This window comes from Streptomyces sp. SID5910 (genome assembly GCF_009862125.1).
Lineage (GTDB): Bacteria > Actinomycetota > Actinomycetes > Streptomycetales > Streptomycetaceae > Streptomyces.
Genome location: NZ_WWHX01000255.1, coordinates 7,501 through 19,631, shown reverse-complemented (window position 1 = coordinate 19,631; position 12,131 = coordinate 7,501). Strand labels below are relative to the sequence as shown.

General features: G+C 70.1%; 8 protein-coding genes and 2 rRNA genes (1 of these 10 running past the window's edge). 5 read left to right on the top strand and 5 right to left on the bottom strand.

Features of this window, described 5'->3' with window-relative positions; genetic code table 11:
• The 3 genes from mtrB to mtnA all read right to left on the bottom strand — a co-directional run.
• A partial coding sequence (gene mtrB / locus GTW67_RS08845; protein WP_161164251.1) for an MtrAB system histidine kinase MtrB occupies positions 1-1,661 on the bottom strand: 1,661 nt, incomplete at its 3' end.
• A 1-nt stretch (position 1,662) separates the two neighbouring features.
• Entirely contained in the window at positions 1,663-2,352 is a 690-nt protein-coding gene (gene mtrA, locus GTW67_RS08840; protein ID WP_003975799.1) for a two-component system response regulator MtrA, read from the bottom strand.
• A 185-nt stretch (positions 2,353-2,537) separates the two neighbouring features.
• On the bottom strand, positions 2,538-3,680 hold the full coding sequence (gene mtnA, locus GTW67_RS08835; protein ID WP_161164250.1) for an S-methyl-5-thioribose-1-phosphate isomerase: 1,143 nt from the start codon (positions 3,678-3,680) through the stop codon (positions 2,538-2,540).
• A 140-nt stretch (positions 3,681-3,820) separates the two neighbouring features.
• On the opposite strand from mtnA, the gene GTW67_RS08830 reads away from it, so the two are divergent.
• The 5 genes from GTW67_RS08830 to GTW67_RS08810 are packed head-to-tail and all read left to right on the top strand — an operon-like array spanning position 3,821 to position 9,419.
• Positions 3,821-5,137, top strand: a complete 1,317-nt coding sequence (locus GTW67_RS08830; protein WP_161164249.1) for a DUF7847 domain-containing protein — start codon at positions 3,821-3,823, stop codon at positions 5,135-5,137.
• 4 nt (positions 5,138-5,141) lie between these two features.
• Complete coding sequence (locus GTW67_RS08825; RefSeq protein ID WP_161164248.1) at positions 5,142-5,915, top strand: DUF4129 domain-containing protein; 774 nt, start codon at positions 5,142-5,144, stop codon at positions 5,913-5,915.
• Positions 5,912-7,120 (top strand): DUF4350 domain-containing protein, encoded by a 1,209-nt coding sequence (locus GTW67_RS08820; protein ID WP_161164247.1) that lies wholly within the window; start codon positions 5,912-5,914, stop codon positions 7,118-7,120. Before GTW67_RS08825 ends, GTW67_RS08820 begins: the two co-directional genes overlap by 4 nt.
• Positions 7,120-8,109, top strand: coding sequence for an AAA family ATPase (locus GTW67_RS08815; RefSeq protein ID WP_202436994.1), 990 nt, complete (start codon positions 7,120-7,122; stop codon positions 8,107-8,109). Before GTW67_RS08820 ends, GTW67_RS08815 begins: the two co-directional genes overlap by 1 nt.
• The gene (locus GTW67_RS08810) at positions 8,109-9,419 is read left to right on the top strand and encodes a DUF58 domain-containing protein (protein WP_161164245.1); all 1,311 of its coding nucleotides are present in this window, start codon (positions 8,109-8,111) and stop codon (positions 9,417-9,419) included. The genes GTW67_RS08815 and GTW67_RS08810 overlap by 1 nt, the downstream gene beginning before the upstream one ends.
• A 95-nt stretch (positions 9,420-9,514) precedes the next feature.
• Here the strand turns inward: GTW67_RS08810 and rrf are convergent.
• Positions 9,515-9,631, bottom strand: a 5S ribosomal RNA gene (rrf, locus tag GTW67_RS08805).
• Positions 9,632-9,719: 88 nt separating this feature from the next.
• A 23S ribosomal RNA gene (locus GTW67_RS08800) occupies positions 9,720-12,131 on the bottom strand; it runs 712 nt beyond the window's last position.

The following is a 12,131-nucleotide window of genomic DNA, read 5'->3' as shown; positions in this document are numbered from 1 at the left end:
GGCTCGCCCCAGGCCTGTAGCCAGCCGCCGTGCAGCCGCGCGTCCTCCAGGGCGATCGACAGGCCGAGACCCGTACCGCCGGTGGTACGCGCGCGTGCCGGGTCGGCCCGCCAGAAGCGGCTGAAGACGCGGGTCGCCTCGCCGGGCTTGAGCCCGACGCCGTAGTCGCGCACCGCGACGGCGACCGCGCCGCCGGCCGCGGCGAGCCGCACGACGACGTCCTCGCCCTCCCCGTGCTCCACGGCGTTGACGACGAGGTTGCGCAGCACCCGCTCCACGCGCCGGGCGTCCGCCTCGGCGACGACGGGCTGCTGGTCGCCGACGACGCGGATCCGCGTGCCCTTGCGCTCGGCGAGCGGCTCGGCCCCGCTGACGACCCGCCGCACGACCTCCCGCAGGTCGATCGGCTCGGCCTCCAGCGCCGCCGCGCCCGCGTCGAAGCGGCTGATCTCCAGCAGGTCCGCCAGCAGCGTCTCGAACCTGTCCAGCTGGTCCGCCAGCAGCTCCGCCGACCGCGCGGTCACCGGATCGAAGTCCACGCGCGCGTCGTGGATGACGTCGGCCGCCATCCGCACGGTCGTCAGCGGCGTCCGCAGCTCGTGCGACACGTCGGACACGAACCGCCGCTGCATCCGCGACAGGTCCTCGAGCTGGCTGATCTTCAGCTGGAGGTTCTGCGCCATCTTGTTGAAGGCCTCGCCGAGCCGCGCGATGTCGTCCTCGCCGGTGACCTTCATCCGTTCCTGCAACCGCCCGGCGGACAGCCGCTCGGCGATGCTCGCCGCCATCCGCACCGGCGTGACGACCTGGCGCACCACCAGCCAGGCGATGGCCCCGAGCAGGACGACGACGAACAGCCCGGCCGTCGCCAGCGTGCCCTTGACCAGGCTGAGCGACTTCTCCTCCTGCGTCAGCGGGAAGAGGTAGTACAGCTGGTACGGCTCACCGTTCGGGTCGTTGACCTGCTTGCCGATGACCAGGCCCGGCTGCGAGGGCTGGTCGGAGTCGTAGACGATCCGCGTGTAGCTCTGGGCCGCCGCCGGGTCGCCGTCGATCCGCTCCCGCAGTTCCTCGGGGACACTGGCCGACCAGTTGACCAGGCCGGAGGCGCGCGGGCCGCGTCCGCTGCCGCTGTCCCCGCCCATGGGCAGGGTGACCACGTCGAAGGCGCCCTGGCCGCCGCTGGACAGCGACTTCACGAGGTCGCTCATCCACTGGATGACGTTCTGCGGCGGGCGGCCGTCCACGGGGGCGCCCTCGTCGCCGGTCGTGCTCGCCGTCTCCTCGGCCTTCTGCTTGGCTACCGCGAAACCGCCGGTGGCCTGGCTCTGCGACGCCTTCACCTTGGCGTCCAGCAGACCGTTGCGGACCTGCCCGATCACGACGAAGCCCAGCAGCAGCACCACGCCCAGCGACATCAGCAGTGTGGTGGCGACGACCTTGAGCTGGATGTTGCGCCGCCACAGCCGCATCACGGGCAGCAGCGGACGGCGTACCCAGCGCATGAACAGACGGAGCACCGGGCTGCCCTGCACCCCGCCGTTCAACAGCCCGCCCTCGAGCAGACGCGCCCAGCGGGAGCGCCGGGGCCCCTGTCCGACAGGCCGCCCGGCGCGGTCCCCGGAGCGGCCGGGCGCCGAAGCGGCACTGTCCCTGCTCATGTCAGCTCGGTCCGGCCTTGTAACCGACGCCACGGACGGTCACCACGATCTCCGGCTTCTCCGGGTCCTTCTCGACCTTGGAGCGCAGCCGCTGCACATGCACGTTGACCAGCCGGGTGTCGGCCGCGTGCCGGTAGCCCCAGACCTGCTCCAGGAGCACCTCGCGGGTGAACACCTGCCACGGCTTGCGGGCCAGCGCGACCAGCAGGTCGAACTCCAGCGGCGTCAGCGCGATCGACTGCCCGTCCCGCTTCACGGAGTGCCCCGCCACGTCGATCACCAGATCGCCGATGGCGAGCTGCTCGGGCGCCGGCTCCTCCGACCTCCGCAGCCGCGCCCGGATCCGGGCCACCAGCTCCTTCGGCTTGAACGGCTTCACGATGTAGTCGTCGGCACCCGACTCCAGGCCCACGACCACGTCGACGGTGTCGCTCTTGGCCGTCAGCATCACGATCGGCACGCCGGACTCCGCCCTGATCAGGCGGCAGACCTCGATGCCGTCCCGGCCGGGCAGCATCAGGTCGAGCAGCACCAGATCGGGCTTGGTCTCACGGAAGGCGGCCAGCGCCTTGTCGCCGTCGGCTACGAAAGACGGCTCAAAACCCTCACCACGCAGCACAATGCCGAGCATCTCGGCCAGTGCGGTGTCGTCGTCGACGACAAGGACTCGTCCCTTCATAAACGACATCATCCCATTCTCGTAACGACGACAGAGGCGCTGGTGAGCGAGGTCACTGACCTGTGACGATAGTCGTACCGAGCCCTCACTGTCTGCTCCGGCCGGCCGCCGCCCGGCCCCCTCACAGCGTGTCCGCACCGCACTACGCAACGCAGGCGGCACCCACCCGCCGCCGGGAGGCGTCCGGACGGCCCCGCTCAGCCCGCGGACGGCCGCCGCACCCCGGCACCCAGCCCGGCGAGAGCCTCGGCCGTCACGGGCGAGACCACCCCCGCCTCGGTGACGATCGCCGTCACCAGCTCGGGCGGCGTCACGTCGAACGCCGGGTTGTACGCCTGCGTCCCCAGCGGAGCCACCGGAATCCCGCCGCCCGCACCCGACACCGGCACCTGCGGAGCCATGACCTCGGTCACCTCGTACCCGGGACGCTGCTCGACCTCGATGGACGCCCCGTCCGGCGTCTGCGCGTCCACCGTCGTCACCGGCGCCACCACGATGAACGGCACATGGTGATAGCGCGCCAGCACCGCGAGCGGATAGCTCCCCACCTTGTTCGCCACGGAACCGTCGGCCGCGATCCGGTCCGCGCCGATCAGCACCGCGTCCACCTCACCCGCCGCGAACAGCGAACCGGCCGCGTTGTCGGTGAGCAGGGTGTACGGCATGTCGTTGCGCGCCGCCTCGTACGCCGTCAGCCGGGCGCCCTGGAGCAGCGGACGCGTCTCGTCCACCCACAGGCGCCGCAGCCGCCCCGCCCGGTGCCCCGCGAGCGCCACCGCGAACGCCGTGCCCTCACCGCCCGACACCAGCGACCCGCTGTTGCAGTGGGTGAGGACACGGTGCCCGCCGGCGGGCAGCAGCTCGTCCAGCAGCGCCAGACCGTGCTCCGCCATCCGGGCGCTGGCCTCGGCGTCCTCCTCGTGCAGCGCCCGCGCCGCGTCCAGCGCCGCCACGGCGGCCTGCCGGGAGTCACCGGTCCTGGCCAGCGCCTCCTGGTGCGCGGCCTGGGCCCGGCGCACCCCGACCGCCAGATTCACCGCGGTGGGCCGTGCCCCCGCCAGCGCGGCGGCGGCCTGCTCCACCTCGAAGCCGCGGACGGCGGCGAGCGCGACCCCGTAGGCGCCCGCGATGCCGAGCAGCGGTGCCCCGCGCACGGCGAGCGAGCGGATCGCCTCCACCAGGGCCGACGGGTCCGTGCAGACCAGCTCGACCTCCTCGGCCGGCAGTCTCGTCTGGTCCAGGAGGACCAGCACCGGGCCCTCGGGGGGTTCCTCCCAGCGGAGGGCGGGTATCTCGGTCGGCCGCTTGTCCTCGCCGCTTTGCGCGTACTGATCAGCCATGCGGTCAGTCTGCCCCCATTCCGGCGGACAATTGAAGGTGCGCTGCCCCCACCTCGCCCGGTCCACAGCCGACCGCCCCATGGCACGATGGCTGCCAACCCGCCGCCGCGACCGCGGAAGGGCACCGTGAAGGAGCGACGATGAACGACACTCCGGGCTGGACCTCGCCCGGATCCGCCCCGTCCGACGGGCAGGAGCCCGGCGCGTCCGGCCCCGCCGACCGCCCGGAAACCGGCGGGCCCGCGGACCGGCCGAGCGCGGAACCGACGAGCCCCGGCACGAAGTGGTCCAAGGAGCAGCCGCCACCCGGCCAGTGGTCCGCACCCACGGGCCCCGGCCAGACCCCGCCTCCCCCGCCGCCGCACACCGGCTGGGGCACCCCGCCCCCGCCCCCGGGCGGCCACGGCGGCCAGGGCCGCGGCTACGCGGGTTCCGGCGGCCCCGGCTGGGGAGCGGGCTGGGGCGGCCCGCCGCCCGCGGCCAAGCCCGGCGTGATCCCGCTCCGCCCCCTCGGCGTCGGTGAGATCCTCGACGGCGCGGTCTCCACCATGCGCACCCACTGGCGCACGGTCCTCGGCATCTCGCTGAGCGTCGCGATCTTCACCGAGGTCATCGTCGTGCTCCTCCAGGGCCTCGTCCTGGACAGCACCCGCTCCGACGCCCTCAGCGACCCCGACGCCACCCTGGGCGAACTCGCCGACGCGCTCACCGCGACCACGGTCAACTCGGGCGTCATCTTCCTGATCTCCCTGATCGGCACCGTCGTCGCCACGGCCCTGCTCACCACCGTCACCAGCCGTGCCGTCCTCGGCAGGCCGGTGACCACCCGCGAGGCCTGGCAGGACGCCCGTCCTCAGGTGATCAGGCTGTTCGGCCTGATCGTCCTCCTGCTGCTGATGGTCGCCGGCATCCTCTTCGCCGCCATGCTGCCGGGCCTCCTCGTCACCGCCACGGCGGGCGGCGAGTCGGGCGTGGCCCTGACCGCCCTGGGCTTCCTGGCGGGCGGAGTCGTCGCCGTGTGGCTCATGGTCCGCTTCTCCCTGGCCTCCCCCGCCCTGATGCTGGAGAAGCAGGGCATCAAGAAGGCGCTGGGCCGCTCGACGAAGCTCGTGCGCGGCTCCTGGTGGCGGGTCTTCGGCATCCAGCTGCTGGCGACGGTCATCGCGAACATCGTCGCGTCGATCATCGTCATCCCCTTCACCTTCCTCGCCGCCACCCTCAGCGGCGACGGCGTCGGCGGATTCCTCGAAGGCGGCGGCGACCTCGGCTGGACCTTCCTCGTCGTCAGCGCCGTCGGCTCGGTGATCGGCTCCATGATCACCTTCCCGATCACGGCCGGCGTCACGGTGCTCCTCTACATCGACCAGCGCATCCGCCGCGAGGCCCTCGACCTCGAACTGGCCCGCGCCGCCGGCACCCAGGGCCCCGGCAGCCCCGGCGCCGTCCCCGGGACCTGATGCGGTGAGTCCGACGGGGGGAGTTCTCACAGAGGTGCTGCCACGCACCGCCGTACGCACGCTGCTGCACGCCGGCGACACCGCCGTGCTGTCCCTGGCACGCTCCGGCGACGAACCGCCGGTGACGACGCCGCGCGCCCCCGCACGGGAGGCGGCGCAACGCGAGCTGTCCAAGCGCATGTACCACGAGAACGACCCCAGCTGGGTCCAGCGGGCCCTGAACGCCCTCTGGGACTGGATCGGCGAGCTGTTCGGCAGGGCGTCCACCGCGACGCCCGGAGGGACGCTCGGACTGATCGTCATCGTCGTGGCCGTCCTGGCCGTACTGGGCGCCCTCTGGTGGCGCCTGGGCACCCCCCGCCGCGCGCCCGCCTCCGCTCCCGCCCTGTTCGACGACCGCCCCCGCAGCGCCGCCGACCACCGCGCCGCCGCCGAGGCGCACGCCGCCCAGGGCCACTGGAACCAGGCCGTCCAGGAACGCATGCGGGCCGTCGTCCGCGCCCTGGAGGAACGCGCCCTCCTCGACATCCGCCCCGGCCGCACCGCCGACGAGGCGGCCACCGAGGCCGGCCGCGCCCTGCCCGCCCACGGCGACCGGCTGCGCGCCGCGGCCCGGGACTTCGACGACGTCGCATACGGCGGCCGACCCGGCACCGAGCAGTCGTACCGCCGCCTGGCCGGCCTCGACCGCGACCTGGAACGCGGCACACCCCACCTGGCCGGCGCCACCACCGGCAGCGCGAACGACCCCGACACCCAGCGGGGAGCCGCCGGATGACCACCGAGGCTACGCTTCCCACCACCTCGGCCTCGCCCACCGCCCGCCACCTGTGGACCCGCGCGCGAGGCATCACGCTCGCCCTCGTGCTGCTGCTCGCCGGCGCCGTCGCGATCGCCGTCGTCCGCTCCGACGCCCGGCACGGCGAGCTCGACCCGCGCTCCGCGGACCCCTACGGCAGCCGCGCCGTCGCCGAACTCCTCGCCGACCGGGGCGTGTCCACCCGGGTGGTCACCACCCTGGACGACGCCCGCGCCGCGACCGGGCCGGACACCACCCTGCTGGTGGCCGTCCCCGACCTGCTCACCGAACGCCAGCAGACGGAGCTGCACTCCGCGACCGCCGGCTCCGGCGGCCGTACGGTCCTCGTGGCCCCCGGCGGCTCCTCCGTCGAACGGCTCGCCCCCGGTGTCACCGCCGACCCCGCGATCAGCTTCGACTCGACGCTGTCCCCCGACTGCGACCTGCCCGCCGCCCGCCGCGCGGGCACCGCCGACACGGGCGGCATCCGCTACAGCAGCACCCACCTGCAAGCGGACGTCTGCTACCCCAGCGAGCGCCTGGCCACCCTGCTCCGCATCCCCGAGACGTCGCCGCCGTCCGGCGAGGCGGCCCCGGGCGACACGATCGTCCTCGGCGCACGCGACATCCTCTACAACCAGCGCCTCGACGAGCACGGCAACGCCTCGCTCGCCCTCCAACTCCTCGGCTCCCGCACCCACCTGGTCTGGTACCTCCCCACGCTCTCCGACGCCACCGCCCCCGAGGACGAGCGCGGCTTCTTCGACCTGCTCCCCTCCGGCTGGCTCTGGGGCACCCTGCAACTCCTCATCGCCGCCGCCCTGGCCGCCCTGTGGCGGGCACGCCGACTCGGCCCCCTGGTGCACGAAAAACTCCCCGTCGCGATCCGCGCCTCCGAAACCACCGAGGGCCGCGCCCGCCTCTACCGCAAGGCCAACGCCCGCGACCGCGCGGCCACCGCTCTTCGCTCCGCGACCCGCACCCGCCTCGCCCCCCTCGTAGGCGTCCCCGTCGCCCAGGCGCACGCGCCCGAGGCCCTGCTCCCCGCGCTGTCCGCCCACCTCCACGGCGACGGACAGTCCCTGCACACCCTCCTCTTCGGCCCGCCGCCCCGCGACGACGCGGCCCTCATCACCCTCGCCGACCAACTCGACGCCCTCGAAAGAGAGGTACGCCGTCCATGATGGACCCGACCACTGACAACGCCGGGCAGAGCGGAGAGGCGGGCAACGCCCGCGCCGCCCTGGAAGCCCTGCGCGCCGAGATCGCCAAGGCCGTGGTCGGCCAGGACGCCGCCGTGACCGGCCTCGTCGTCGCCCTCCTGTGCCGCGGCCACGTCCTCCTCGAAGGCGTCCCCGGAGTCGCCAAGACCCTCCTCGTCCGCGCCCTCGCCGCGGCCACGGAACTCGACACCAAGCGCGTCCAGTTCACCCCCGACCTCATGCCGAGCGACGTCACCGGCTCCCTGGTCTACGACGCCCGCACCGCCGAGTTCTCCTTCCAGCCCGGCCCGGTCTTCACCAACCTGCTCCTGGCCGACGAGATCAACCGCACGCCCCCGAAGACCCAGTCGTCCCTCCTCGAAGCCATGGAGGAACGCCAGGTCACGGTCGACGGCACCCCCCGCCCGCTCCCCGACCCCTTCCTCGTCGCCGCGACCCAGAACCCGGTCGAGTACGAGGGCACCTACCCCCTCCCGGAAGCCCAGCTGGACCGCTTCCTCCTCAAGCTGACCGTCCCCCTCCCGTCCCGCCAGGACGAGATCGACGTGCTCACCCGCCACGCCGGGGGCTTCAACCCGCGTGACCTGCACGCCGCCGGCGTACGCCCCGTCACGAGCGCCGCCGACCTGGAAGCGGCCCGCGCCGAGGTCGCCAGGACGACGGTGCACCCGGAGATCACGGCCTACGTCGTCGACATCTGCCGCGCCACCCGCGAGTCGCCGTCCCTCACCCTCGGCGTCTCCCCGCGCGGAGCCACGGCACTGCTGTCCACGTCCCGCGCATGGGCCTGGCTGACGGGCCGCGACTACGTCACCCCCGACGACGTGAAGGCCCTCGCGCTCCCCACCCTCCGCCACCGCGTGCAGCTCCGCCCGGAGGCCGAGATGGAGGGCGTGACCGCCGACTCGGTCATCAACGCGATCCTCGCCCACGTCCCCGTCCCCCGCTGATGGCCCTCACCGGACGCGCCGCGCTCCTCGCGGCCCTCGGCTCCGTCCCCATCGGCATCTGGGACGCCGGCTGGACGGGCATCCTCGCCGTCAACGCCCCGCTGGCGCTGGCCTGCGCCTGCGACTTCGCCCTGGCCGCCCCGGTAAGGCGGCTGCGCCTGTCCCGTTCCGGCGACACCTCGACACGCCTGGGCGAAACCGCCGACGTCACCCTGACGGTCACCAACCCGTCGGGCCGTCCGCTGCGCGCCCACCTCCGCGACGCCTGGCCGCCCAGCAGCTGGCAGCCCGGCACGGAGACAGCGGCCTCCCGCCACCATGTGACGGTCCCCCCGGGCGAACGCCGACGCGTCACCACACGCCTACGGCCCACCCGCCGAGGCGACCGCCGGACGGACCGCGTCACCATCCGCTCGTACGGCCCCCTGGGCCTCTTCTCCCGCCAGGGCGCCCACCGGGTCCCCTGGGTGGTGCGCGTCCTGCCCCCGTTCACCAGCCGCAAGCACCTTCCGTCCAGGCTGTCGCGCCTTCGCGAACTCGACGGCCGGACCAGCGTGCTCACCCGCGGCGAGGGCACGGAGTTCGACAGCCTCCGCGAGTACGTCCCCGGCGACGACACCCGTTCCATCGACTGGCGCGCGACCGCCCGCCAGTCCACCGTCGCCGTACGCACCTGGCGCCCCGAACGCGACCGGCACATCCTGCTCGTCCTCGACACGGGCCGCACATCCGCCGGCCGCGTCGGCGACGCCCCCCGCCTCGACGCCTCCATGGACGCCGCCCTGCTCCTGGCAGCCCTGGCGTCCCGCGCCGGCGACCGCGTCGACCTCCTCGCCTACGACCGCCGGGTACGCGCCCTGGTCCAGGGCAGGACGGCAGGTGACGTACTGCCTTCCCTGGTCAACGCGATGGCGACGCTGGAGCCGGAACTGCTGGAGACCGACGCGCGCGGCCTCACCGCGACCGCAGTCCGCTCGGCCCCTCGCCGCTCCCTGGTCGTGCTGTTCACCACGCTCGACACGGCGCCGATAGAAGAAGGCCTACTCCCGGTCCTGCCTCAGCTGACTCAGCGCCACACGGTCCTCGTGGCCTCCGTGGCGGATCCGCACATCTCCCGGATGGCGAAGGCCCGCGGCAACACCGACGCCGTGTACGAGGCTGCCGCCGCGGCGCAGACCCAGGCGGAACGCCGTCGCACCTCGGACCAGCTCCGCCGGCACGGGGTGACGGTCGTCGACGCGACACCGGACCAACTGGCGCCTGCGCTCGCCGACGCCTATCTGGAACTGAAAGCCGCCGGCCGCCTGTGATCGCGGTCGGCCTGTGCCCGGTCGGGACCGGGACCGAAAGGCCCCTAAACGCAGAAAACCCCGCACCGTGAGGTGCGGGGTTTCCCGGAATGATTGTTCGGCGGCGTCCTACTCTCCCACAGGGTCCCCCCTGCAGTACCATCGGCGCTGTAAGGCTTAGCTTCCGGGTTCGGAATGTAACCGGGCGTTTCCCTAACGCTATGACCACCGAAACACTATGAAACTGTCAACCGCACCACGCCTGACACAGACATGGGGTTGTTCGTGGTTTCAGAACCAACACAGTGGACGCGAGCAACTGAGGACAAGCCCTCGGCCTATTAGTACCGGTCACCTCCACACCTTGCGGTGCTTCCAGATCCGGCCTATCAACCCAGTCGTCTACTGGGAGCCTTACCCCATCAAGTGGGTGGGAGTCCTCATCTCGAAGCAGGCTTCCCGCTTAGATGCTTTCAGCGGTTATCCCTCCCGAACGTAGCCAACCAGCCATGCCCTTGGCAGGACAACTGGCACACCAGAGGTTCGTCCGTCCCGGTCCTCTCGTACTAGGGACAGCCCTTCTCAAGACTCCTACGCGCACAGCGGATAGGGACCGAACTGTCTCACGACGTTCTAAACCCAGCTCGCGTACCGCTTTAATGGGCGAACAGCCCAACCCTTGGGACCGACTCCAGCCCCAGGATGCGACGAGCCGACATCGAGGTGCCAAACCATCCCGTCGATATGGACTCTTGGGGAAGATCAGCCTGTTATCCCCGGGGTACCTTTTATCCGTTGAGCGACGGCGCTTCCACAAGCCACCGCCGGATCACTAGTCCCGACTTTCGTCCCTGCTCGACCCGTCGGTCTCACAGTCAAGCTCCCTTGTGCACTTACACTCAACACCTGATTGCCAACCAGGCTGAGGGAACCTTTGGGCGCCTCCGTTACTCTTTAGGAGGCAACCGCCCCAGTTAAACTACCCATCAGACACTGTCCCTGATCCGGATCACGGACCCAGGTTAGACATCCAGCACGACCAGACTGGTATTTCAACGACGACTCCCCCTGAACTGGCGTCCAGAGTTCACAGTCTCCCAGCTATCCTACACAAGCCGAACCGAACACCAATATCAAACTGTAGTAAAGGTCCCGGGGTCTTTCCGTCCTGCTGCGCGAAACGAGCATCTTTACTCGTAGTGCAATTTCACCGGGCCTATGGTTGAGACAGTCGAGAAGTCGTTACGCCATTCGTGCAGGTCGGAACTTACCCGACAAGGAATTTCGCTACCTTAGGATGGTTATAGTTACCACCGCCGTTTACTGGCGCTTAAGTTCTCAGCTTCGCCCGACCGAAATCGGACTAACCGGTCCCCTTAACGTTCCAGCACCGGGCAGGCGTCAGTCCGTATACATCGCCTTACGGCTTCGCACGGACCTGTGTTTTTAGTAAACAGTCGCTTCTCGCTGGTCTCTGCGGCCACCCCCAGCTCAGACCGTAAAGATCATCACCAGGTGTGGCCCCCCTTCTCCCGAAGTTACGGGGGCATTTTGCCGAGTTCCTTAACCATAGTTCACCCGAACGCCTCGGTATTCTCTACCTGACCACCTGAGTCGGTTTAGGGTACGGGCCGCCATGAAACTCGCTAGAGGCTTTTCTCGACAGCATAGGATCATCCACTTCACCACAATCGGCTCGGCATCAGGTCTCAGCCTCATGTGCGACGGATTTACCTATCACACGGCCTACACCCTTACCCCGGGACAACCACCGCCCGGGATGGACTACCTTCCTGCGTCACCCCATCACTCACCTACTACCAACTTGGTTCAGCGGCTCCACCACTCCCCCTCACTCCGAAGAGATCAGGGGCGGCTTCACGGCCTTAGCATCACTGGATTCGATGTTTGACGCTTCACAGCGGGTACCGGAATATCAACCGGTTATCCATCGACTACGCCTGTCGGCCTCGCCTTAGGTCCCGACTTACCCTGGGCAGATCAGCTTGACCCAGGAACCCTTAGTCAATCGGCGCAAACGTTTCTCACGTTTGTATCGCTACTCATGCCTGCATTCTCACTCGTGAACCGTCCACAACTCGCTTCCGCGGCTGCTTCACCCGGCACACGACGCTCCCCTACCCATCACGATCCCCGTTGGGGGTACATATCGCAATGACACGACTTCGGCGGTACGCTTGAGCCCCGCTACATTGTCGGCGCGGAATCACTAGACCAGTGAGCTATTACGCACTCTTTCAAGGGTGGCTGCTTCTAAGCCAACCTCCTGGTTGTCTGTGCGACTCCACATCCTTTCCCACTTAGCGTACGCTTAGGGGCCTTAGTCGATGCTCTGGGCTGTTTCCCTCTCGACCATGGAGCTTATCCCCCACAGTCTCACTGCCGCGCTCTCACTTACCGGCATTCGGAGTTTGGCTAAGGTCAGTAACCCGGTAGGGCCCATCGCCTATCCAGTGCTCTACCTCCGGCAAGAAACACACGACGCTGCACCTAAATGCATTTCGGGGAGAACCAGCTATCACGGAGTTTGATTGGCCTTTCACCCCTAACCACAGGTCATCCCCCAGGTTTTCAACCCTGGTGGGTTCGGTCCTCCACGAAGTCTTACCTCCGCTTCAACCTGCCCATGGCTAGATCACTCCGCTTCGGGTCTTGAGCGTGCTACTAAAATCGCCCTGTTCGGACTCGCTTTCGCTACGGCTTCCCCACCCG